We start from the raw sequence: 22947 nt of genomic DNA, 5'->3' as shown, positions 1-22947 counted from the left end.
TCCTCCGGTTTCTTATCGGTTGAGCATCGGCGCGACCGAGCGCGACAGGTGCACCAGGCGCGGTCCGACCACGGTCTCGAGCGTCTCAAGCGTCGCGGCGAAGCGGGGCCCGGCGGCGTTCAGCGCCAGCACCGCGCCCCCGTCCGAGGCGACCAGCGGCACGCCGACGCCGCGGATATCCTCCTGGTACTCGCCGTCGACGATGCAGAAGCCGCGGCGGTCGATCTCGTCGAAGCTGCGCTGGATCGCGTCGCGCAGCTTCGGCCAGCCCTCGCCCGCGCGCTGCTCGATCACGCCCAGCAGCAGCTCGCGTTCCGGCGCCGAGATGCCGTGCATGAACGAGCGCCCCATCGCCGAGGTGGCGATGTCCACCCGGCTGCCCACGTCGAGGCGCAGGGTCATCATCGTCGAGGGATGGGAGGCGTCCACATAGATCATCCCCAGCCGGTCGCGCCCGCCGATCGCCACCGTCAGCCCGACCTCGTTGGCGAGCTGCTGGAGGTAGTCGCGCGCGATCACCCGGATCTTCATCGTCGACATCACCGGGTAGCCCAGCGCCAGGATCGCGGGCGTCGGCTCGAACTTGCCCGAGCGGGCGTTGAGCTGCAGGTAGCCCAGCTGCTTGAGCGTGTAGGTCAGCCGCGAGATCGTGGGCTTGGGCAGCTTGGTGATCTCGGCGAGCTCTCCGTTCCCAAGCGAGGCGTTGCCCCCCGAGAAGGCGCGCAGGATCTCGAGCCCGCGGGCCAGCGACCAGTTGAACTTGCGGTCGGCGCCCAGCTCCTCGGACAGGTCGTCGTCGTCGAAGATCAGCGGCATCGCCGAGCGCGAGACTTTCCGTTCGCTCTTCGGCGCAGGCCGAGCCTCCCGGTCGTCCTTCCCGCGGTTGCCGCCTGTCTTCGCCATCTCGTCCTTCCGCCGCTCCGTCGCATCGCCGGCATCATCGTTCACTCGGAGCGATTTCGCCACCGGGACGCACCGGGGGGGCTGGAACCGGAACGCGCCGCGTTTGTGTATTGCATGTTTCACTTGGCGAAACTAGCTTGCAAAAAACAGCCCTGAATCGGGCCGCCAGAGGAAACATCACCAGGAGGCGCCGCCGTGCGGCTGGACTTCGCGACCTTGTCGGAGCGCGACCGCTCCAAGCTGCTGACCTCGACCGTGACGCCGCGTCCGATCGCGCTGGTCACCAGCCTGGACGCGCAGGGGCGACCCAACGCGGCGCCCTTCAGCTTCTTCAATTGCCTTCAGTCGACCCCGCCGCTGCTGGCGCTGGGGTTCGAGCCGCGCGGGCCGGCCGCCGGCAAGGACAGCTGGGCCAACATCCGCGCCACGGGCGAATTCATCGTCCACCTGGTCGACGAGCCGCTGCTCGAGGCGATGAACGTCGCCGCCATGGACTTTGGCCCCGAGGTCGACGAGCTGGCCGAGGCCGGCCTCGACACCGCGCCGGGCGACCTGGTCGCCGCGCCCCGGATCCTGTCCGCCCCCGTCGCCTTCGAATGCCGCCTGTTCCAGGCGATCGAGCTGGGCGAGGCCCAGGGCATCGCGCTGGGCGAGGTGGCGGCGATGCACATCCGCGACGCGCTGATCGACGCCGAGCGGATGCGCGTGGACACCGCAGCCCTCGCGCCCGTCTCCCGCCTGCACAACCCGGGCTGGTACGCGCGCGCCACCGACCTTTTCCAGCTCCGCCGCCTGAACCCGGCCGACTGGACGCGACGCTCGGCCGACGCCGACGCCGACAAGAACGCCTGAACCGGGAGGAAATCATGAAACGGACCATCACGCTCGCCGCCGCGCTGGCGGCGGGGCTCGCCGCCGCGCCCGCCGGGGCCCAGAGCCTGCGCATCGCCCACGGCTATCCCGCCCAGTCGATCATCGGGGCGACCTACGACCATTTCGCCGAATACGTCGAGGCGAACTCGGAGATCGAGGCCGAGGTCTTCGCGCTGACCCTGCTCGACCTGCGCCAGGCCTCGCCGGGGCTGACCTCGGGCGTGGCGGACGTGTCGATGGTGCTGACGCCCTACTTCCAGAACGAGTTCTCGGAAGCCAACTTCCCCGCCGACCTGTCGATGGCCGCCAACATCGACGGCAAGCCGACCTCGATCGCCGCGGCGATGGCGGGCGCGATGATGGAGTACATCATCTTCAACTGCCCCGACTGCCTGATGCAGATCGCGGCGCAGAACCAGGTCTATCTCGCCACCGCGCCCGGCACGCAGTTCTCGCTGCTGTGCCGCGAGCCGCTGACGAGCCTGGACGACGTGCAGGGCAAGGTCCTGCGCTCCTCGACCAACACCTTCCGGCGCTGGACCGAGGCGATGGGGGCCACGGCCTCGTCGATCTCGGGCAACGAGATGTACGACGGGCTGAACCAGGGCCTGATCGACTGCACCGTCAACGCGGTGGGCGAGATGTCCAACTTCTCGCTGTTCGACGTGGTCAAGGGGATCACGCTGGCGGTCCCCGGCGGCACCTTCGGGGGCACCGGCATCGGTCACTTCAACCTGGGCTACTGGGCCGACCTGAGCGTCGAGCAGCGCGAGATGATGGCCCGCGGCATGGCCGAGACGGCGGCCTTCATGTCCACGGCCTACGTCCGGCAGGCGCAGACCGACCTGGCCAAGGCCCGCGAGATGGGCATCGAGGTGCATGAGCCCGACGCCTCGCTTGCCGAGGCCACCGACGCCTTCACCCGCGAGGACGTGGCCACGATCGTGAAGCTCTACGCCGAGCAGTACGGGGTGCAGGACACCCAGGCCAAGGCCGAGACCTTCCAGACGCTGCTGGCGAAGTGGAAGGGCCTGACCGATCCGCTCGACCCCACCGACCAGGAAGCGCTGGCCGAGCTGCTGTGGACCGAGGTTCTCGGCAAGGTCGACTACGAGACCTACGGCCTGAACTGAGACGCCGGCGCGGCGGCCCCCGCGGCCGCCGCGCTGCGCCCGACGCCTGCGGCGGCCGCCTCGGCGCCGCCTTTCCCCGACCTGCCCGGAGCTACGGGATGACCCTCGTCTTCGCCGTGACCAACCGCCTGCTGAACCTCGCGATGATCGTCGCGGGGGCCGCGGTGGTGCTGATGATGCTGCACGTCTCGCTCGACGTGCTGACCCGCCCGTTCCTCAGCCGGCCGCTGCCGGGGACGACGCTGATCGTGTCGGACTACTACATGGTGGCCTGCGCGTTCCTGCCGCTGGCCTACGCGCAGGCGACGGACGGGCACATCTCGATGGACGCGGCCGCCCATCTCGCGCCCCGGCGGGTGCAGTATCACATGGCCGGGTTCGCCCTGCTGATCGCGGTCGTGGTCTTCGCGCTGCTGACCTGGACCGCCTCGCTCGACGCGCTGACCAAGTGGAAGATCAACAGTTTCTCGGTCGAGTTCGGGACCCGCATCCCCACCTGGCCGAGCTATTTCCTGCTGCCGGTGGGCTGCGCGCTGATGACCCTGATCAGCGGCCTGCGCCTGCTGGAATACGCGCTGGGCCGGCTCGCGCCCCCGAAATGAGCCCTTCAGACGCCCGAGACCGGACCTTCCAGACATGAGCAACATCGAAATCGGCCTGACCGGCGTCGCCATCCTGTTCGCCCTGGTGGCCATGCGCGTGCCGATCGCCTTCGCGCTGATCGCGGTGTCCTTCGCGGGCCTGTGGATCGTGGGCGGCGAGCGCTCGGCCTGGGGGACCCTGTCGCTGGTTCCCTACACCTTCGCCGCCACCTGGACGATGAGCTCGATCCCGATGTTCCTGATGATGGGATACATCTGCTTCGCCGCCGGGCTGACCGCGGGGCTGTTCCGATTTGCGCGGCTGTGGACCTCGGCGCTGCCGGGGGGGCTGGCCATCGCCTCGATCTTCGGGGCGGCGGGCTTTGCGGCGGTGGCGGGGTCGTCGGTCGCCTGCTCGGCCGCGATGGGGCGCATCGCGATCCCGGAAATGACGCGCTACGGCTACGACGCGCGGCTGGCGACGGGCTCGCTGGCGGTGGCGGGGACGCTGGGGGCGCTGATCCCGCCCTCGATCCTGATGATCCTCTACGGAATGATCGCGCAGGTCTCGATCGGTCAGCTGTTCCTGGGCGGGGCCGTCGTGGGGGGGATCACGGCGCTGGGCTATGCGGCGCTGATCGTGGTGCGGGTGACGCTCAACCCCTCCCTCGCTCCGCGGGTGGAGGAGGAGGTCACCTGGCGGATGCGCTTTGCGGCCTTCCGCGACGTGGCCCCGATCGCGGCGCTGATCGCGCTGATCTTCGGGGGCCTGTTCGGCGGCTTCTTCACGCCGACCGAGGCCGGCGCCCTGGGCGCGACCTTCTCGACGCTGATCGCGCTCCTCACCCGCAGCCTCACCCGGAGCGCCTTCGTCGACGCGATCCGCGAGACGCTGATGACCACCGCCACGCTGTTCATCATCGGCTGCGGGGCGGCGTTGCTGATCCGGTTCCTGGCGCTGAGCGGGGCAGGGGTGTTCCTGACCGACGCGGTGATGGGCTTCGGGGCGGACCCGGTGATGATCGTGCTCGGCCTGGCGCTGATCTACCTGATCCTGGGCATGTTCCTGGAGCCGATCGGGGCGATGCTTTTGACCCTGCCGATCGTGCTGCCGATCGTGGGCGACGCGGGCTGGTCGCTGATCTGGTTCGGCGTGTTCCTGACCAAGCTGCTCGAAGTGGGCATGGTCACGCCGCCCGTCGGCATGAACGTCTTCGTCATCAAGGGGGTGGTGGGCGACCTGATCCCGCTGTCGGGGATCTTCCGCGGGATCGTGTGGTTCCTGGTGGTCGACCTGATCATCGGCGGCCTGCTGATCCTGTTCCCCCAGATCGTCACGTTCCTCCCCGCCCTGATCGGGTGATCGGCGGCGGCCGGCCGAGCGTCCCGTTCTCGGAGAATTGTTGACAATTAACCGGATCGGATGGTTCTCTTCCCTTATGGAAGGGCGGCCCGCCCAAGAGGCCGCCCACCGGGGAGGACGTCATGGATGGAGGCAGCGGGCTCGACGAGCTCGGACGCAGGCGCGCGCTCGCGGCGCGGATGGGCGGCGAGCAGGCGGTGGCGCGGCAGCGGGACCGCGGCAAGCTCACGGTCCGGGACCGGATCGACCAACTCTGCGACGCGGGAAGCTTTCGCGAGATCGGATCGGTCTCCGGCAAGGCGGAGTATGACCCCGACGGGCGGCTGATCGAGCTTTCGCCCTCGAATTTCCTGTTCGGACGGGCGCGCATCGACGGACGGCCGGTGGTGATCGCGGCCGACGACAATACCGTGCGCGGCGGCGCCGCCGACGCCACCATCGACGAGAAGGTGGTCCAGGCCGAGAAGATGGCGCTGGAGCTGCGCCTGCCGATGATCCGCCTGATCGACGCCACCGGCGGCTCGGTCCGCACCACCGAGGCGCTGGGGCGCACCTACGTGCCGATGAACCCCGGCTGGGATTCGGTGGTCGCCAGCCTCGAGACCGTGCCGGTGGTGGCGCTGGTGCTGGGCTCGGTGGCGGGCATCGCCTCGGCGCGCGCCGTCTCGGCGCACCTGACGGTGATGGTCGAGGGCATGTCCCACATGTTCATCGCGGGCCCGCCGGTGGTGCGCGGCGCCATGGGCAAGGATCTCGGGAAAGACGAGCTGGGCGGCGCCCGCATCCATGAGCGCGCCGGCGCCGCCGACCTGGTGGTCGCCGACGAGGCCGAGGCCTTCGCGACCGTGCGCAGCTTCCTGGCCTATCTGCCCTCGTCCAGCGGCGAGGAGATCCCGCGCGCCCCCTGCGACGACCCCGCCGACCGGCGGGAGCCGGCGCTGGCCTCGGTCGTGCCCTCCGACCGCCGGCGGGTCTACAAGATGCGCGGGATCCTCGAGGCGGTCTTCGACGCCGGCAGCGTGATGGAGATGGCGCCGCGCTACGGGCGGTCGTCGATCACCGCGCTGGCGCGGCTGGAGGGGCGCACGGTGGGGGTGCTCGCCTCCGACCCGATGATCTACGGCGGCGCCTGGTCGGCGGACACGGCGATGAAGGTCACCCGCTTCGTGGACTTCGCCGAGACCTTCCGCCTGCCGGTGGTCCACCTGGTCGACATTCCCGGCTTCCGCATCGGCCCCGACGCCGAGCAGGCCGGCACCATCCGCCACGGCTCCCGCGCCTTGGCGGCGGTCTACCAGGCGAGCGTGCCGTGGTGCTCGGTGATCGTGCGCAAGTGTTTCGGGGTGGCGGGGGCGGCCAACCTCAATCCCGAGCGATTCCGCTTCCGCTACGCCTGGCCCAGCGGGGACTGGGGCTCGTTGCCCCTGGAGGGGGGCGTCGAGGCCGCCTTCCGCCGCGATCTCGACGCCGCCCCCGACCGCGCCGCGCGGCTGAAGGAGCTGACCGCGGGGCTGGAGAAATACCGAGACCCGTTCCGCACCGCCGAGGCGTTCAACATCGAGGAAATCATCGACCCCTCCGAAACCCGGCCGCTGCTGTGCGATTTCGCCGAACTCGCCTACCGCATCAACCGACGGGAGCCGCCGCGCACCCGCGCCCGCCCCTGAAGCCCGAGACGCCCCGCGCGCCCTGCGCCGGGAGACCCGAGACGCCCGGCGCGCCCGCGCCAGGAAACCCGAGACGCCCGGCGCGCCTGCGCCAGGAAACCCGAGACGCCCGGCGCGCCTGCGCCAGGAAGCCCGAGACGCCCGGCGCGCCTGCGCCGGGAAAGCGGGGCCCCGCCCGGCCGCCCCGCCGCCAGCCGACCGGCCGGGCCGAACGGCGCAGCAACCAACCGCCGCGACACGACGGCGGCGCGCCGCATGGGAGGAGACACGTCATGACTCGCATCGGAACCACGCCGCCGGGATGGCGGCCGGGACGCCGGCAGGTGCTCGCGGGGCTCGCCGGGACGGCGGGGCTCGCGGCCATGGGCCTGCCGGGCGCCGCGCTCTCGCAGGATGGCGGCACGCTGCGGGTGATCTCGGGGCACAACCCCTCGAGCCTCGACCCCTCGACGGGGGCCTCGGGCACCGATCACACGTTCCTCTACTGCTTCTACGACAGCCTGGTGGACTGGGACCCCGAGACGCTGGCCGCCCGTCCGGGCCTGGCCAGCTCCTGGGAGTTTCCCGAGGCCAACACCCTGGTGCTGACCCTCGAGCAGGGGGTGACCTTCCACGACGGCGCCCCCTTCGACGCGGCGGCGGTGAAGTTCAACCTCGACCGCAACCGCGGGGCGCAGGTCTCGAACGTGCGCAACGACCTCGCCAACATCGAAGAGGTCGAGGCCACCGACGCCCACACCGTCACCATCCGCCTCAAGGCGCCCGACACGGCCCTGCCGCTGATCCTGTCGGACCGGGCGGGGCTGATGGTTTCGCCCAAGGCGCTGGGCGACGATCCGGAACGGGACATGGCCCGCAACCCGGTCGGAACCGGCCCGTGGCGCTTCGTCTCCTGGACCGATTCCGAGAGCGTGAGGGGCGAGCGTTTCGCCGATCACTGGCGCGAGGGCGTCCCCGGGGTCGACGGGCTGGAGCTGCGCATCATCACCGAGAAGGCCACCGCCTTCCGGGCCATCCAGTCCGGGCAGGCGGATCTCGCCTACCTCCTGGCCGAGCAGCAGAAGACGCTGATCGAGCGGATGCCTCAGCTGCAGCTTTTCGAGGGGCCGACGCTGCGGGTCCACAAGCTGTATTTCAACAGCTCCCGCGGGCCGCTCGCGGACGTGCGGGTGCGCCAGGCGATCGGCTACGCGCTCGACCGCGAGGCCTTCGTGACCGCCACCCAGGCCGGCGTCGGAGAGCCCGCGCGCATGGTCCTGCCCAAGGCTCACTGGGCGTGGTCCGAGGCGGCCGCGGGGCACATGGTTTACGACCCTGACAAGGCGAAGGCCCTGCTGAAGGAGGCGGGCTTCGAGGACGGCGTGGAGCTGACCATCATGGGCATGCACGACCAGGCCTCGGTCCAGCGTTCGGAAGTGGTGCTCGAACAGCTCGCCGCGGTGGGCGTGACGGGCCGGTTCGTGAACGGCCCGGTCGCCGACGTGACCAACCGTTTCATGGGCCCCGAGCGCTTCGGCGACGCGTTCCTGTCCTACTGGACGGGGCGTCCCGACCCGACGCTGACCTACGCGCTGCTCTACACCGAGTCCTCCTTCTACAACGCCGGTCGCGTGGCCCCGCCCGAGGGTTTCCTCGAAGCGCTCCAGGCCAGCCGCGAGAGCCAGGAGATCGAGGCGCGCGCCGCGGCTCTGGGCGAGGTGCAGCGGATCGCGATGGAAGCCGCGCTGAGCGTGCCGATCGCGGTGGCCTACGAGGTCGACGCGGCCACGACCGCGGTCAGCGGCTACCAGCCCAACCTGCTGGGCAAGCCCAAGTTCCGCACTGTCACGCTCGGCTCGAGCTGAGCCGAGCCGACCCCGCCTCCCGCCTCGGCGCGGGGGGCGGACCCCGAGATTCTCACGGGAGACCCATCGAATGACCGAGGACGTGCTGCGCTCCGACACTGCGGGCCGCGTGCTGGAGATCCTGAAGACGCCGGGCGAGGCCGTGGAGGCGGGCGACGCCATCGTGATGATCGAGGCGATGAAGATGGAGATCCCCGTCGCCAGCCCCGGCGCCGGGCTTGTCCGCGCGCTTCACGTCGCGCTCGACGACATGGTCGAGGAGGATCAGCCTCTCGCCACGCTGGAGATTGCGCGATGACCGCCGCTCCCGACCTGGCCCTCCCCGCCGGCGACGCGGCGCTGCACGCGCTACTGGTCGAAGACGGGGAGATCGTGCTCGACAAGCTCGACGAGGCTGCGGCCGCCCATCCCGACAAGGTCTTTCTGCACTACGGCGAGGACGGCACGCAGGTCACCTGGGAGCAGGCGCGCCGGAGGTCCGAGCGGATGGCCGCCGGGCTCGCCGCCGCGGGCGTGCGGCCCGGCGACCGGGTGGCGGTGCTGACCCGGAACTCGCTGCTGACCGCGCTGGCGATGTTCGCGATCTGGCGGGCGGGGGCGATCTTTGCGCCAGTGAACTTCAACCTCACCGGCGCGCTGCTGTCCTACCAGCTCTCGGACGCCGACCCGCGCCTGCTGATCACCGACGCGAGCTTCCTCGAGCCGCTCGAGGCGATCGCGGTCGACTGGCGGGCCGAGCGCATGGTCCTGCATGTCCCCGGCCCCGGCGGTCACGGAGAGATCGAGGACGAGGCCGCCGTGGTCGCGCGCCTGGCCCCCGACGCGATCCGCCTCGACGCGCTGGAGCGGGACGACCCGCCGCCCGAGGTGACGCGCACTCCCTCCGATCCGTGCTCGATCATCTACACGTCGGGCACCACCGGCCCGGCGAAGGGCGTGCTGCAGAGCTATCGCTGGATCAACCAGTACACGCAGATGATCCGCCGCTTCGACGCGCCCGACGACGTGATCTACTGCGATCTGCCCCTCTACCACGTGGGGGGCGCCTACTACATGCTGTGCCGGGCGGTGTGGAACGGCGCCACCGTGGGCCTGTGGGACCGGTTCAGCCCGACCCGGTTCTGGGACCGGGTGCACGAGGTGGGGGCGACGGCGGGCATCCTGCTCGACGTCATGGTGCCGCGGCTGATGGCCCAGGCGCCCTCCACGGACGACCGCGCCCACACCCTGCGCAAGATCCACATCCAGCCCTACAGCGCCCGCCACCATGAGTTCGCAACCCGCTTCGGCATCGACTTCATGACCGTGGGCTTCGGCCAGACCGAGGCCGGCCACGTCTTTTCCGCCGTCATCGACGAGTTCCCCGACGACGAGGCCAAGGCCCCCGAATGGCGCCGCGGCCTGCCCAAGGAGACGCTGCGCGCCCGCGCCCGCGAGACCGGGCGCATCCTCTACGACGGGCGCGAGGATCTGCCCAAGGGGATCATGGGCAGCCCCTCGCCCCTCTACGAGGTCGCGGTTCTGGACGAGGCCGACCGCCCCGTCCCCCCGGGCGAGGTCGGTCAGCTGTGCCTGCGCCCGAAGGTTCCGGGGATCCTGCCCGAGGGCTATCTCAACAAGCCCGAGGCGACGCTGAAGGCGCTGAAGAACTGCTGGTTCCACACCGGCGACGCGGTGAAGCTGGTGGATCCGGCGCGCAACGGTCATGTCTTCATCGACCGGATGGGCGGCTTCTTCCGGGTGCACGGGGAGAACGTCTCGTCGTTCGAGGTCGAGACCTCGATGGCCCGCCACCCCGGCGTGCGCGCCTGCGCCGCCGTGCCCGTGCCGGCCCGCGACGGGGAGGAAGACGACATCGCCGTCTTCGTCGAACCCCACGACGGCGCGACGCTCGACGAGGCGGCGCTCCGCGCCCACGCCGCCGAGGTGATGCCCAAGTACATGCGCCCCCGTCACATCCGCATTGTCGAGGCGCTGCCCACCACGCCCACCAGCAAGGTCGAGAAATACAAGCTCAAGGCCGGGCTGCTGGCGGAGCTGGGCGCCCGAGGCGGCGGCTGAGGCGGCGAACCCGGCCGGGTTGCAGCGCGATCCGGACGCCATCACAATGCCCGATGCCGGGGCTTCGAGGCGGGACGAGATGCGACTGAACAGGGCGAACAGGCAGGCCCCGCGCTCGATCGCGGAGCAGATCGCCGACGCCTGCGGCCTCTCGATCATGGAGGGCCGACTGCGCGCCGGCGACCGGCTGGGCGAGCAGCAGTTCGCCGAGCGGTTCTCGGTCAGCCGCGGCCCGGTGCGCGACGCGTTCCACATCCTCGAACGCCGCCGCCTGGTCGACATCCTGCCGCGCCGCGGGGCCTTCGTGCGCGGCATCACCATCGACTCGGTCGCCGATCAGTACGGCGTGCGGATCGCCCTGGCGGGATATGCCGCGCGCAGCGCTGCGCGCGACCCCTCGCCCGGCCTGCTGGCGGCGCTGGAGCGGCGCCTGGCCGAGATCCGCGCCGCCGCCGAGGGGCCCGAGGGCGATCCGGAGGCCATCGCCTTCGCGCTCGGCCGGGCCTGCCATGCGCTGGTTCGGGCCGGCGGCAACGAGCTCGCCGAGCAGATCTGGACCGAGCTCAACGACCACTCCTTCTGGACCACGCTGTGGAAGATGCCGCTGGAGGGCGCGACCCCCGAGATCCGCCGCCGCCGCGCCGAGCAGTTCGCCCAGACCGTCGCCGCCCTGCGCGCCCGCCGCCCCGACGAGGTCGAGCGCAGCGTGCGCGGCTGGATGGAGGAGGGCCGCCAGGCCGCGCTCGACGCCCTCGCGCGGCTGCGCCCGGGCCCGCTGGTCGACGACCGCCCCCCCGCGTCCGCGCCGGGAGAGACGAGAGAGACGGGGGAGCGCCGCGCCAGGGTCCAGCCGGGCTGACGCTGCGTCGCTTCCTCCGGTTCAGGGGTCAGCCGGACCGCGCCTCTGGGTCGCCGGAATCGTGTGGCCGTCTCAGTCCAGGGCGAAGCTCCATCTGGCTGAATCGTTGGGGGTGTCCGCGGGCGGAGGTGATCTGACCCAGGATATCCGCGGGGCAGGGAGGCTTGCGGTCCTGGCGAATGTCCTCTCCCTCGATTGTCGCATCCGGTTCTGTCGGGTGAACCGGATGGCGGCCCGACGCGCGACGCGACAGGCCCGAGCCTCCGGCGCATCTCCTGCGCCGGCCCTCGTTTGCCGCCCATCGTCACCCCGCGCGGGTGCGGAGATGGACGCTCAGCAGTCAGGCTTCGGCGCCGGCGGTCCTCGCCTCCCGGTCCCTGGCAAGACGGCGCGAGCGGCCGGTCATGGAGATGCGCACGCCCGCGTCGCGAAGCACGCCGGCAGAGCGCGGGCTGGTGAACTGGCCGCCCTGGTCGGTGCTGAAGATCCCCGTCGGCTCATGGCGCGCCAACGCCGCCTCCAGCGCCTCGATGCAGAAGCCAGCGTGCAGCGTGTTCGACACCGGCCAGGCCAATACCTTCCGCGTCGCCCAGTCCATGACGGCCACCAGGTGGAGGATCCCGCGGCGGATCGCCAGCCAGGCGATGTCTGCGCATCAGAACCAGGTTCGGCGCGCGCTCGCCCTCCGCCGGACGTAGAAGGCGGATCGGCTCCCGCGAATGGACGAATGCGCAGTGGGCCAGCCACGCGGGAGCGCCACACCGACGGCGACCGTTCGCAGGGCGATCCTCGCCGGACCGGAGAGCCTGAGGGCGCTGGCGAGCGGTGGCCTCCTCTTCGCACGCCCGGCTCTCGGAACCGCTGCGACGGCCCCGCTCGCGCTCGCAAGACGCCGCGCGCCGGCAAGGTCGGTGCGTCGCCGGTTGGTCGTGTTCGCGCGCGAGAGGCCCCGGGTGCTGAGCCGCCATGGACCTCGCATCACGAAGGTGTGCTTATTATTAACGTTTGATGAATCGGCGCGTCGTGCGATGACTTAACGGCAGTCACGAGAATCACCTGGTTCCCGCATGGCTCGCCGGAGTTCACAGTCATGTTCCGCTTCCCCACGCGTGTGGCCGCGCTTCCCATCGCGGCCGCGCTGATCGGCACGCCGGTCTTCGCCCTGGCGCTTCCGATCCTGGGCGACGATCTTTCGAGCTTTGCCGTGCTGGGCGCGTCGACGGTCACCAACGTGCCCACGAGCGTGGTTCAGGGCAACGTCGGCGTGGGGATCGGACCGGCGGTCACCGGATTCACCGCGGTTGCGGGCGCCGCGGTCGCCGACGTTCAGGTGACCGACGGTCTCGTGCATTCCACGACGCCGACGGCGCAGTCCGCGCAAAGCCAGCTCTCGATCGCGCGCGGCTACCTGGCGTCCCTGGGGATCGGCGCCATGCTGGGCGCGGATCTGGCCGGCCTGACGCTGGCGCCTGGCGTCTACACGGTGGCGGCCGGCGTCACCAACCTGTCTGGCACGCTGATCCTGGACGGCGGCGGCAATGCCAACGCCGCCTGGGTCTTTCACATGCCGAGCACGCTGATCACCTCGTCCGACGCCGTGGTGAGCATCGTGGGCGCCGGGCCGGGGGCAGGCCTGTTCTGGAACGTCGGGAGCTCGGCGACGCTGGGCTCCGGAACCGAGTTCCTGGGCAACATCCTGGCCTCGGCGTCGATCACTGCGGCCACGGGCGCCACGAACCTCTGCGGCCGGCTGCTCGCCGAGACCGAGGCGGTGACGCTGGAGCAGAACAGCCTGTCGATCGGGTGCGACGGCGCGCTGGCCGAAAGCGGCGGCCTCGGCGGCGGACTGGATGTGGTCGACGGAGGCGAGGTCGTGTTTCGCGCCTATGCGCCCCTGACCGCGGCCGTTCCTCTGCCGGCGGGGATTCTCCTTCTGGTCAGCGGGTTCGCGGCGCTGATCGCTGCCCGCGGCAGACGCCCGGCTGCCTGAGAGGGGCGTCAACACGGCAAAGCCGCAGGCGCCTCGCCCGGCGGCAAAGGGATCGTCGCCGGAGCAATTCACAGTCAAGGACGTGTCGATGGAGGTGTCGGCAGGCTCTTGTTCAGTGACGTGGCGCCCATGATCCCTGACGCCTGCCCCCGGAGGCCGTCATGACAAGACCGCATCTGCGAAGGTCGCTCGCCGCCCGGGCAGGTCGATCACCCGGCCCGGTTCCCGCGCCACGCGACGCCCCGAGACCGAGGTGTCGGCGAGGAGGGCCAGGCGGTCCCGCCTGACGTCGTCGACCCGCGCCCAGCTGCGGAACCCGCGGCCATCCGTCAGCGCGTCCTGGGCGAACTCGGTCGACCCTCTCCGCTTCGGACCCTGCGGGACCGCCAGTGGCGCGCGCGTTCCCAGCGCCCGCTTGCGGCCGTCGCGACGGGGCGTCCCCAGACGTTCCTCTCGATACCCGTGGAACAGCTTCTTGTGGTCAACGCCGGTGCGGGACTTCAGCCCGGTTGTCGGATCGGCCGCCCGACACCTGGCGGTCCGGCAGGCCAGGATCCCGTGGGGGCGCAGCCGGTTGGCGACCATGGCCTCCGGCGCGAAACCCTGCCGCTTCAGACGTTTGCGCAGCAGCTTCAGCGCCGCTTTCCGGTCATGCCGGGACAGGGCGACCCCCTCCTGCGTCTGGCCCTCGTCGTCGACCGCGCGCCAGGGATCGCGGCCGCGCAGGCGAACCGGAGGCAGAGCCGGATCGCGTGCCGGATGACGCGCGGCGGAAGGCGATGGGGGGCGCAGGACATGCGGCGCGGGTCGGGGCCAGCCGCATCGCGCTTCGGGCTGCTCTCCGGTTTGCGTGTCGAAGCCGACGGTCCGCCTTCGCGTCCGACCTTCGGCGCAAGTGCCCGGCGCATCGACGTTGCACGGGCGCTCGCGCGGCGCTTGCGCGACATCGAGCTGCCGTTCAACTTGATGATTATTGGTCTGCGATGACCTTTTTCGGGATGACCCGATCATGCCTGACGCCGTCGATTTTTTCTTCCCGATCAGGGACGACGACGCCGTCGTGCGCGTCACGCTCGCGGAGCCGGATGCGCAGGGCGGAGCGCTCGATATCCGCGATCTCGACGGCAACGTCTTCTGGCTCGGCGACGACCGCATCGCCGAGCTGCCGGCGCTCGCGTCGCTGCTGACCGTGACGCGGGGGAGGACGGAGTCCGTCCGCTCGGCGGTCGCCGACATGCGCGACGACGTACCGACCGCGCGCCTCCGGGCCGCCGATCTGCGCGAGACGATCCACGACATGGCCGGCGCGCTCGGCACGGCGGCCGCGGCCGGCGAGCGCGTGGCGTCCTGTGGACAGCTCGTGCTGGGGCCCGGCGCCGGGATCCGCGCCGCCGGCGGCCCGGGCGACGTCGTCGTCACACCCTGCAACCGGGACGAGGTCGGCTTCGAGCTGCTCGAGGACGGCCGCGTGTCGCTCGAGATCGGGCCGGACGGCGCGACGACGCTGATCCGCGAGATCAACGTCTGCAGCAGCTTCGGCATCGGCGACGACGCGCCCAACTCCAGCTGCCGCGCCGCGCTCGGCGTCGGCGAGGCGCAGGAGGGCGGGGAGCTGGGGGAGATCATCCCGGGCTCGTCCGGCGCCGACCTGGTCCGCGGCGGCGGCCACGACCGCCTGTCGCCCGGCCTCGGCGCCGATCTCATGATCCTCGCGCCGGAAGGCGGCGAGGTCTGGGTCGAGGACATCGAGCTCGACCCGCCGCCGACGCCGTCGGCGACCTGGCCGCCGATCCCGACGGGCGCTTCGTCCATCTCGCGCCCGAATTGCCGGCGGGCGAGACGAAGGCCGTCGGCTACACCTATACCGCCTTGGACGCGGCAGGCGCGGAAGCCACCGCAAGACTGGAGATCACGATGCTCGGACAAGACGCCCTTGAATCGGACGGCTCGTCGCCGGGCACGCAGAACGTTTTCTCCGGCAACCCGGACATCGACGCCCTGCTTTCCTACGATGTCGAACCCTCGTACCGCTGGGGACTGCCGGGCGAAGCGGTCGCGCTGACCTATTCGTTCGTGGAGGCGGGGTGGGAAGCCCCGCCGGACTACGACACCGGCGGCGCGGAGGGCGCCCTGCCGGTCTCCGACGCGATGCGCGAGGCGGTCCGCGACGTCGCCCTCGCGATCTCGCAGCTCGTGCCGATCACCTTCGAGGAGGTCGAGGACGCCTCCCTCGACACGCCGTATCACCTGCGCTTCGGCCTCGCCTCCACGCTCGGCTTGGACGGCGTCGCCGGCATTTCGATCGGCGGCTACGTCTATCACTACGATTCGAACCACGTGGAAACGCTCCGCCTGTCGCGCGAACACGGCGACGTCTGGATCGACGCGTCGCAGACGGAGTTCGCCCCCGGCTCGGCCGGCCGCTCCGTCATCGCGCATGAGCTTCTGCACTCGCTGGGCCTCGACCACCCGCACGAGGGACCGACGCTGGACGACGCGCTCGACTCCGAGCGCTACACGATCATGAGCTACAATTCCGTCGCCTACTTCGATTCCGACGGAGAGGTGCGCTACGCCGATGCGCCCCGTTCGCTCGACATCCAGGCCCTGCAGTGGATCTATGGGCAGAACCTGTCCACCGGGGCCGGCGACGATCTCTACGCCTTCTCGGGGGACGAGCTGCGCTCGATCTGGGACGCCGGCGGCCTCGACACGATCAGCGCGGCGGGCGCGCCGGCCGGTCCGGGCGTGCGGATCGACCTGCGCCCGGGCGCGCTGTCGTCGATCCCCGACACCGAGGACATGTCGGGCGGCGTGTCCATCGCCCCGGGGGTGGAGATCGAGAACGCCGTCGGATCGGCGGGCGAGGACCGGCTGATCGGGAACGCCCTGGCGAACCGCCTCGAAGGCGGCGGCGGCTTCGACCGGTTCGAGCCGATGGGCGGGGCCGACCGCATCGTGCTGTCGGCCGAGGGGGGCGAGGTCCGGGGCGCGCTCGCGGACCTCGACGGGGACCGGATCGACGGGTTCGGGATCGGCTCGCGCATCCTCGTTCTCGACGACGACCCCGCCGCGCTCTCGGCGATGGTCGAAGAGGACGGGTTTGCGATCCAGCTGAGGACCGCGGACGGCGGCGTCGCCGCGCGCATCGCGCTGGACGCCCCGGCGGTCCAGGCCGCGCTGGAGGCGACGATCACGGCCAGGGGGCTGATGCTCACGTGGGTCAACCTCGCGCCGCAGGCCGCCGACGACGCGGCGGGCATCCGTGAAGGCGGGCGCGTCGCCGGCGACGTGCTGGGCAACGACCTCGACCCGGACGGCGATCCGCTGACGGTCGTGCAGGTCGACGGGCGCGCGCCCGGCGCGAAGATCGTCGGCGACTGGGGGTGGCTGAAGCTCGGCGCGGACGGGGGGTGGATCTACAAGGCGACCTCGGCGCACGCCCTCGATCCCGGAGAGGTCGCGGTCGACAGCTTCGCCTACACGGTCGAGGACCCGTTCGGCGCCCGCACCGCCGCCACGCTGGAGATCCTGGTCGAAGGCCGCCTCAACGTCGCGACGGGAACCCGGAGGAACGACCGGCTCGACGGCGACGACGCCGCGGACTTGCTCGACGGCGGCAAGGGCGCCGACAAGCTGTTCGGGCGCGGCGGAGACGACGAGCTCGTGGGCGGGCGGGGCCGCGACACCTACGTTCCGGGCCAGGGCGCCGACGTGCTGCATTTCTCGAAACGGGACGGCAGGGACAAGATCGTCGGCTTCGAGGACGGCCTAGACCTCATCGCCTTCGGCGAGGGCGCCGACAGCTTCGAGGACCTCGACATCCGTCAGAAGGGAAAGCACGCCCTCATCGACTACGGCGCGCGCGGCGACGAGATCAGGCTGCTCAAGACCGATGCGGGCGACCTCAATGCGTCGGACTTCATGTTCGCCTGACGCCGGGGCGCGAGGCGGACTTGCCGCCGTCATTGTCACGCAGATCAGCAGGCGCCCGAGAGCCGCTTCCAGATCCCGATCTCGAACCCTGACGGCCCGCCTGCCAGTCGTCGCGCGGTCGCCCGGAAACGCCGGCGCGGGACGATCCGGGATGCGACCCAATCGGGGACGATGCCCATTCACGGACAAAGGCGTTCGGGGGCGCGGTCGCCCGGCCGCAGATGCTTCGGGGCGACCCCTGCCGCGACCCTCGTGCGAGGCGCCGGGACCGGGGGGGCAAGGGCGGAGGGGCGGCGGCCCTGCGTGCGCCCGCTGCAGGGGGTGAGGGGCGGGAATGCGACCGGCTATGGCGCCGATCGGGCCGCAAGTGTTCGACAGGTCGGGCTCGGGCTGGCACTGTCCTCGCGTAAGGGTGGGGTTATGGGGAGGCGCGACGCGTCATGGACAGCGAAGCTCCGAAGGTTCTGCTTGTGCATCCGGCGTTCGGCGAGACGTCGTTCTGGAACTACCGGGCGGCCTGCGAGCTTGCCGGCGCCCGCTATCCGGCGCCGCCGCTGGGGCTGATCACGGTGGCGGCGATGCTGCCCGACGGCTGGCCGGTACGGCTGGTGGACTGCAATGTCGAGACGCTCGACGACGCGGCGCTGGACTGGGCGGATATGGTCTTCGTCGGCGGCATGATCTCGCAGATCGGGGGGATGCTGGAGCTGCTGGAGCGGGCGAAGGCGGCGGGCAAGATCACCGTGCTGGGCGGGCCGGAGGTCAGCTCCCGGCCAAGTTTCTATGCGCTCGCCGACTTCCGCATCGTCGGCGAGGCCGAGGGCGCCATGGCCGAGTTCCTCGCCGCCTGGGCGCGGGGCGAGCGTGCGGGCCTGATCCGGGCGCCGCTGCACAGCGTGGACGTGACCACGACGCCGCTGCCGCGCTTCGACCTGCTGAAGATGGACGCCTACATCCAGCTCAGCGTCCAGTTCTCCCGCGGCTGCCCGTTCCTGTGCGAGTTCTGCGACATCATCGAGCTGTTCGGCCGCAAGCCGCGCACCAAGGCGCCCGAGCAGGTGCTGGCGGAGCTGGACCGGCTCTTCGCGCTGGGCTGGCGCGGGCACGTGGATTTCGTCGACGACAACCTGATCGGCAACAAGAAGGCGGTGATGGCCTTCCTGCCGCACCTGGTCGACTGGCAGAAGCGCCACCGCTACCCGTTCTCGTTCTCGACCGAGGCCTCGCTGAACCTGGCCGACGATCCGAAGTTCCTGGCCCTGCTGCGCGACGCCGGCTTCTTCGCCGTCTTCGTGGGGATCGAGAGCCCGGACCCCGACGTCCTGATCGCCATGCAGAAGAAGCAGAACACCCGGCGCGACATCGCCGAGAGCGTGCGGAAGATCAACGGCGCGGGGATCATGGTGGTCGCCGGCTTCATCGTCGGCTTCGACGGCGAGGGGCCCGAGGTCGCTCGCGCCCAGATCGAGGTGATCGAGGCCTGCTCGATCGCCATCGCCGCCGTCGGCATGCTCTACGCGCTGCCCAACACCCAGCTCTCGCGCAGGCTGGTGGCCGAGAACCGGCTCGCCGACCCCGAGGACACGACCGAGCCGGACGCGGTCGGCATCGACCAGTGCACCGCCGGGCTGAATTTCCGCACCCTGCGCCCGCGCGTCGAGATCATGCGGAACTTCCTTGAGGTCATCCAGCACGTCTACGACCGCGACCGCTATTTCGAGCGGGTGCGCCGGGCGGTGGCGCAGATCGACGCCTCGGGACCCTCGGGGGAGGTCGGCCGCGCCGCGCTGGGGAAGGAGCTCAGGCGCACCGCCCGCCTGCTCTGGAACGTCACGCGGCGGCGGCCGGAGCTTCGCGGGCCGTTCTGGCGGCTGCTCGTGCATGTCGTGCGCACCAATCCCCGGGCCCTGCGCCACGCCCTGAACATGGCGGCGATCTACGCCCACCTGGGCCCGTTCACCGACTACGTGACCGCGCGGCTGGAGGAGAAGATCCACGCCATCGAGGCCGACCCGACCTACGAGGACCGCTGGCTGGCCCCGCGCGCGCCGCGCGGGCCGGAGGTCGCCGAAGCGCCGGCTCAGGCCGCCCGGGCCTGAGCCGGCGCGGCTTCGAGGCGGCTCAGGTCGTGGACTGGGCCTCGTTGCTGTTGCGCAGCCGCTCGGTGAGGATCACCGAGATGTTGTAGTAGAGCTTGGCCGCGATGCGCCGGTGCCGGGTGCGGATCCGGTCGAGGGTCACGGCGCTGATCTGCAGGGTCTCGACCCGGGTGGCGGCGACCACGCTGGCGGTCCGCAGGTCCCCGGTCAGGAACGCCATCTCGCCCACGACCGAGCCCGCGCCCACCTCCGCCAGCCGCCGGGGCGGCTGGCCGGGACGCACCGAGAGGACCTCGACCCGGCCGTCGAGCAGCAGGTGCATGTCGCGGCCCGGCGCGCCCTGTTCCAGGATCACCTCGCCCGGCTCGAACGCCAGTGTCCGGCCGAGGGCGGCGACCCGCCGGATCTCGCCCGAGCGCATGCCGCGGAACAGCGCGCTGCGCTCGGCGAAGTCGCCCGACAGGCGCACCCGGATCAGGTCCCACACCGTGACCAGCGGCGTCATCACCAGCAGCGCCGGCGTCAGCGTCAGGTCGGTGATCATCGCCGCCAGCATCACGATCGCCGCCAGGATCCCGAACTGCGCGATCGAGGCGAAGTTGGCGAAGCTGAGCACCATGAACCCCGCGCAGAGCGCCATCGAGGTCGCGAAGACCGGCTGCAGCTCCTGCTCAATGGTGCGCGCGATGGCCTCCTCGTTGCTCTCGCTGGTCCGCAGCTCCTGCGAGTAGCGGGACATGAAGTGGATGGTGTCGTCGACCGCGACCCCCAGCGCGATCACCGCGACGGGGAAGGTCGCCGTGCCCAGCGGGATGTCGAGCAGCCCCATGGCGGCGAAGTTGATCACGATGGGCGCCGCGTTGGGCAGCATCGCCGTCAGCCCCGCGCGCAGCGAGGCGAAGAGCAGCGAGATCACCACGAACACCGCCCCGAACACATAGGCGAGGTTGGTCACGATCTCCCGGCTCATGGTGTCGGAGGAGGCCGCGACCAGCACCGCCTCGCCCGAGACGGTGACGGTCAGGTCGCGCGACATCTCCCGCTCGGCGAAGGCCTGGATCACGGGACGCTCGCCCACGATCTCGGCGCTGCCCGCGAGGTGGGAGCGGACCAGGATCACGGTGCGCGACATGTCGAAATCCACGAAGCGCTCCAGCGTGCGGGGCGCCATCAGCAGGGTGTACTGCGCGATCAGGTCGGCGCTGTCGGGGATCGCGAAGAAGGCCGGGTCGCCGCCGTTCATCTCCTGGTGGGTCTTGCGCATGAACAGGTCGTAGCCGATCACGTCGGCGTCGCGGGCGCGCAGGAAGTCGGTCAGGCGGGCGATGCTCTGCAAGGTGCGGGGGTCCTTGAGGCCGCCCTCTTGGCCGGTGTCGACCTCGACCACCGTCACCGTGGTGCCCGACAGGTCCCGGTTCTGCGCCTCGATGCGCTGGCGGACGGGATCGCTCTCGCGGAAGAAGGCGAGGAAGTCGTTGTCCACCACCACCCGGGTCGAGGCCCAGCCCGCCCCCAGCGTCACCACCGCCGCCGCCGCCAGCACCCAGTTGCGTCGGCGCAGCGCGAGGTGGGTCAGCGCCCGCTCGACCCGGCGCATCATCCGGATCTCGGGGCGCTGGAAGGCCCTGGGCGTGGGCATCACCCGCAGCAGGTGGGGCGTGATCAGCACCGTGATCAGGAAGTTGGCCGCGATCCCGAAGGAGGCGCCGACGCCGAACTGGCCGATCATCGGGATCGGGTGCGGGGCGAGCGTCAGGAACCCGAACAGCGTGGTGACCGAGGTCAGCACGATCGCGAGGCTGGAGTGGCGCATCATCGCGCGCACCGCCTCGGGGCGCGGCAGGCCCCGGCGCACGCCGGCGCCGAACTCGGCCACCAGGTGGATGTCCTCGGTCGCGCCGATGATCAGCAGCAGGGTGGGGATGATCACGCTGACCGGGTTGATGGCGAAGCCCAGCAACGCCATGAAGCCCAGCGCGGTCACGATCGAGAGGATCCCGGTGACCGCCGGCAGCAGGATCGCGACGCCGGCGCGGAAGAAGAACAGCAGCACCACGGTGATCGCCGCCAGCGCCAGCGGCCCCAGCGCCTGGCCGTCGGCGGCGATGTTGTCGAGGATCGCCACCTTCAGCATCGGCGCGCCGGAGAGGTAGATCTCCACCTCCTCGCCCAGCCGCGCGCGCTGCGCGTCGAGGATCGCCTCGATCTCCTCCGACAGGCGCTTTTCGAACACGCCGTCGCCGGGGCGGGTCTCGACGAAGGCCTGGATGGCGGTGGCGGTCCCGTCGGCGTTCACCACCTCGCCCCGCAGCAGCAGGTTGCCCAGCGCATCCGCGCGCAGGGCCGCGGCCTCCTCGGCCGTCTCGGGGGGAACGCGCATCAGCTGGTCGGTGTTCAGCACGCCTTCGCTTCCGCGCAGGTTGCTCACCGAGGCGAGGGAGACGACCTTGCTGATCCCGTCCAGCCCCTCGATCTCGTAGGCGGCGTCGTCGATGGCGGTCAGGATCGCGGGGGTGAACACGTCGGGCGCGTCGAAGACGATGGTGAAGGCGACGTCGTCGCCGAAGGTCTCCTTGATCTGCCGATACTTCAGGGTCTCGGGCGCGTCGGCCACGATCAGGCCCGAGGCGGAGGTGTCCACCTTCAACCCCGGCAGCCCGGCCGCGAAGCCGAGCACGAAGACCAGCAGGATCGCCATCGAGCCGAAGGGCCGGCGCACGATCCAGTCGCCGATCCGCTGCACGAGCTTCAGCATCGTCTCTCCTCGGGGGGGCGCGTCGCCCGGTCAGCGGTAGCGCGAGCGCCGCTTGATGTTCTGGGTGGCGAAGGTCCCCTCGGGGATCTCCGCGTCGATCTCGCGCTCCTCGACCACGGTCTCGGTCGCGGTGCCGGCGCGCACCGTCTCGAAGCGCGAGACCTCGGCCCGCCACAGGTCCCCTGCCGGGTTGCTCAGGCCGGTGAAGGTCGCCTTCTTCAGCAACCGCTCGCGCGGGTCGAAGAAGTCGGTGCGCACCGTGAAGTAGATGTCCTTGCGGATGTAGAGGATGCGCAGGCCGTAGCCGCTCTCCTCCCGCTCCGTCTGGGTGGCCGGGCGCGCCTCGACCACGAAGCAGGGGTGGCCGTCGACCTCCTCCTCGCCGGTCAGGGTGTAGTCGAAGGCGTCCAGGTCCTCGGCCCGCATGTCCTCGTAAGCGATGTCTGAGCCCATGAAGGCGTTCTTCTTGCTGCCGCCCACGATCCGCTTCACGTCGTCGGAGGCGGGCAGGTAGAGCCACTGGTCGTCCTCGGTGTCGCCCGGCTGCTCCCAGGTCAGCAGGCCGACGTTGGCGATGTCGTTGGGGGCGAGGTATTTCACCAGCGAGCGGGACTGCCCCTCGGCGTTGCGGATGCGCAGGGTGACCATGCGCCGGTCCTGCCGGCGGCCCTTGGCGTTGATCAGGGTCATCGTGGACAGCGAGACCTCGGCGTCCACGTCGTGGCGGTCCTTCTGGGTCTGCATGATCTCGCGGCCGGTCTGGGCCTGAGCCGCGCCTGCGGCCAGCCCCGCGATCAGAAGCGCCGCGCAGGCCAGCGGCAGGGCGAGGCGGCGCAGGTCGACGGTCCAGCGCGTCATGGTCGGTTTCCTTTCGCGGATGGCG

Annotated in this window: 16 protein-coding genes and 2 pseudogenes; 13 read left to right on the top strand and 5 right to left on the bottom strand. The window is 71.0% G+C overall.

The features are described 5' to 3' along the window. Positions 1-12 precede the first annotated feature (12 nt). A complete protein-coding gene (locus AAC134_RS06970; protein WP_339948344.1) occupies positions 13-903 on the bottom strand; it encodes an IclR family transcriptional regulator in 891 nt (296 codons plus the stop codon). Between the two features lie 195 nt (positions 904-1098). Between AAC134_RS06970 and AAC134_RS06965 the strand changes: the two genes are divergently transcribed. The 9 genes from AAC134_RS06965 to AAC134_RS06925 all read left to right on the top strand — a co-directional run bounded on the left by AAC134_RS06965 (position 1099) and on the right by AAC134_RS06925 (position 11284). Then, a complete protein-coding gene (locus AAC134_RS06965) occupies positions 1099-1755 on the top strand; it encodes a flavin reductase family protein (protein WP_339948343.1) in 657 nt (218 codons plus the stop codon). Between the two features lie 14 nt (positions 1756-1769). Next, complete coding sequence (locus AAC134_RS06960) at positions 1770-2909, top strand: hypothetical protein (protein WP_339948342.1); 1140 nt, start codon at positions 1770-1772, stop codon at positions 2907-2909. Positions 2910-3007: 98 nt separating this feature from the next. Further along, positions 3008-3511, top strand: a complete 504-nt coding sequence (locus AAC134_RS06955) for a TRAP transporter small permease (RefSeq protein ID WP_339948341.1) — start codon at positions 3008-3010, stop codon at positions 3509-3511. Positions 3512-3545: 34 nt separating this feature from the next. After that, entirely contained in the window at positions 3546-4853 is a 1308-nt protein-coding gene (locus AAC134_RS06950; RefSeq protein ID WP_339948340.1) for a TRAP transporter large permease, read from the top strand. 122 nt (positions 4854-4975) lie between these two features. After that, complete coding sequence (locus tag AAC134_RS06945) at positions 4976-6520, top strand: carboxyl transferase domain-containing protein (protein ID WP_339948339.1); 1545 nt, start codon at positions 4976-4978, stop codon at positions 6518-6520. Positions 6521-6792: 272 nt separating this feature from the next. Beyond that, a complete protein-coding gene (locus AAC134_RS06940) occupies positions 6793-8364 on the top strand; it encodes an ABC transporter substrate-binding protein (protein WP_339948338.1) in 1572 nt (523 codons plus the stop codon). 70 nt (positions 8365-8434) lie between these two features. After that, complete coding sequence (locus AAC134_RS06935; RefSeq protein ID WP_339948337.1) at positions 8435-8662, top strand: acetyl-CoA carboxylase biotin carboxyl carrier protein subunit; 228 nt, start codon at positions 8435-8437, stop codon at positions 8660-8662. Further along, entirely contained in the window at positions 8659-10425 is a 1767-nt protein-coding gene (locus AAC134_RS06930) for an AMP-binding protein (protein ID WP_339948336.1), read from the top strand. The genes AAC134_RS06935 and AAC134_RS06930 overlap by 4 nt, the downstream gene beginning before the upstream one ends. A 79-nt stretch (positions 10426-10504) precedes the next feature. Beyond that, positions 10505-11284: a GntR family transcriptional regulator gene (locus AAC134_RS06925; protein ID WP_339948335.1), complete on the top strand. Its 780-nt coding sequence runs from the start codon at positions 10505-10507 to the stop codon at positions 11282-11284. A 388-nt stretch (positions 11285-11672) separates the two neighbouring features. On the opposite strand, the pseudogene AAC134_RS06920 reads toward AAC134_RS06925, so the two are convergent. Then, positions 11673-11939: pseudogene (locus tag AAC134_RS06920) on the bottom strand (DDE-type integrase/transposase/recombinase); the annotation flags it as partial. A gap of 435 nt (positions 11940-12374) precedes the next feature. Between AAC134_RS06920 and AAC134_RS06915 the strand changes: the two are divergent. Further along, positions 12375-13274: an ice-binding family protein gene (locus tag AAC134_RS06915; protein WP_339948334.1), complete on the top strand. Its 900-nt coding sequence runs from the start codon at positions 12375-12377 to the stop codon at positions 13272-13274. A gap of 207 nt (positions 13275-13481) precedes the next feature. Here AAC134_RS06915 and AAC134_RS06910 read toward each other — a convergent pair. Further along, a pseudogene (locus tag AAC134_RS06910) lies at positions 13482-13760 on the bottom strand (IS3 family transposase); the annotation flags it as partial. A 523-nt stretch (positions 13761-14283) separates the two neighbouring features. Between AAC134_RS06910 and AAC134_RS06905 the strand changes: the two are divergent. The 3 genes from AAC134_RS06905 to AAC134_RS06895 all read left to right on the top strand — a co-directional run bounded on the left by AAC134_RS06905 (position 14284) and on the right by AAC134_RS06895 (position 19309). Further along, the gene (locus AAC134_RS06905; RefSeq protein ID WP_339948333.1) at positions 14284-15336 is read left to right on the top strand and encodes a hypothetical protein; all 1053 of its coding nucleotides are present in this window, start codon (positions 14284-14286) and stop codon (positions 15334-15336) included. An 86-nt stretch (positions 15337-15422) separates the two neighbouring features. Further along, complete coding sequence (locus AAC134_RS06900) at positions 15423-17210, top strand: M10 family metallopeptidase C-terminal domain-containing protein (RefSeq protein WP_339948410.1); 1788 nt, start codon at positions 15423-15425, stop codon at positions 17208-17210. A 440-nt stretch (positions 17211-17650) separates the two neighbouring features. Next, entirely contained in the window at positions 17651-19309 is a 1659-nt protein-coding gene (locus tag AAC134_RS06895) for a B12-binding domain-containing radical SAM protein (protein ID WP_339948332.1), read from the top strand. Between the two features lie 22 nt (positions 19310-19331). On the opposite strand, the gene AAC134_RS06890 is transcribed toward AAC134_RS06895, so the two are convergent. After that, positions 19332-22064, bottom strand: coding sequence for an MMPL family transporter (locus tag AAC134_RS06890; protein WP_339948331.1), 2733 nt, complete (start codon positions 22062-22064; stop codon positions 19332-19334). A 30-nt stretch (positions 22065-22094) separates the two neighbouring features. Beyond that, a complete protein-coding gene (locus tag AAC134_RS06885; RefSeq protein ID WP_339948330.1) occupies positions 22095-22922 on the bottom strand; it encodes an outer membrane lipoprotein-sorting protein in 828 nt (275 codons plus the stop codon). Positions 22923-22947: the final 25 nt, after the last annotated feature.

The organism is uncultured Albimonas sp., from assembly GCF_963977235.1.
Lineage (GTDB): Bacteria > Pseudomonadota > Alphaproteobacteria > Rhodobacterales > Rhodobacteraceae > Albimonas.
The sequence above is the reverse complement of the archived record's forward strand: the minus strand, read 5'-3'. Positions and strand labels throughout refer to the sequence as shown.

What these genes read in the sequence shown, in the direction of transcription:
- AAC134_RS06970 (WP_339948344.1), bottom strand. Translation starts at nt 903, where the DNA reads ATGGCGAAGACAGGCGGCAACCGCGGGAAGGACGACCGGGAGGCTCGG.
- AAC134_RS06960 (WP_339948342.1), top strand. Translation starts at nt 1,770, where the DNA reads ATGAAACGGACCATCACGCTCGCCGCCGCGCTGGCGGCGGGGCTCGCC.
- AAC134_RS06955 (WP_339948341.1), top strand. Translation starts at nt 3,008, where the DNA reads ATGACCCTCGTCTTCGCCGTGACCAACCGCCTGCTGAACCTCGCGATG.
- AAC134_RS06950 (WP_339948340.1), top strand. Translation starts at nt 3,546, where the DNA reads ATGAGCAACATCGAAATCGGCCTGACCGGCGTCGCCATCCTGTTCGCC.
- AAC134_RS06945 (WP_339948339.1), top strand. Translation starts at nt 4,976, where the DNA reads ATGGATGGAGGCAGCGGGCTCGACGAGCTCGGACGCAGGCGCGCGCTC.
- AAC134_RS06940 (WP_339948338.1), top strand. Translation starts at nt 6,793, where the DNA reads ATGACTCGCATCGGAACCACGCCGCCGGGATGGCGGCCGGGACGCCGG.
- AAC134_RS06935 (WP_339948337.1), top strand. Translation starts at nt 8,435, where the DNA reads ATGACCGAGGACGTGCTGCGCTCCGACACTGCGGGCCGCGTGCTGGAG.
- AAC134_RS06930 (WP_339948336.1), top strand. Translation starts at nt 8,659, where the DNA reads ATGACCGCCGCTCCCGACCTGGCCCTCCCCGCCGGCGACGCGGCGCTG.
- AAC134_RS06925 (WP_339948335.1), top strand. Translation starts at nt 10,505, where the DNA reads ATGCGACTGAACAGGGCGAACAGGCAGGCCCCGCGCTCGATCGCGGAG.
- AAC134_RS06915 (WP_339948334.1), top strand. Translation starts at nt 12,375, where the DNA reads ATGTTCCGCTTCCCCACGCGTGTGGCCGCGCTTCCCATCGCGGCCGCG.
- AAC134_RS06905 (WP_339948333.1), top strand. Translation starts at nt 14,284, where the DNA reads ATGCCTGACGCCGTCGATTTTTTCTTCCCGATCAGGGACGACGACGCC.
- AAC134_RS06900 (WP_339948410.1), top strand. Translation starts at nt 15,423, where the DNA reads ATGCGCGAGGCGGTCCGCGACGTCGCCCTCGCGATCTCGCAGCTCGTG.
- AAC134_RS06895 (WP_339948332.1), top strand. Translation starts at nt 17,651, where the DNA reads ATGGACAGCGAAGCTCCGAAGGTTCTGCTTGTGCATCCGGCGTTCGGC.
- AAC134_RS06890 (WP_339948331.1), bottom strand. Translation starts at nt 22,064, where the DNA reads ATGCTGAAGCTCGTGCAGCGGATCGGCGACTGGATCGTGCGCCGGCCC.
- AAC134_RS06885 (WP_339948330.1), bottom strand. Translation starts at nt 22,922, where the DNA reads ATGACGCGCTGGACCGTCGACCTGCGCCGCCTCGCCCTGCCGCTGGCC.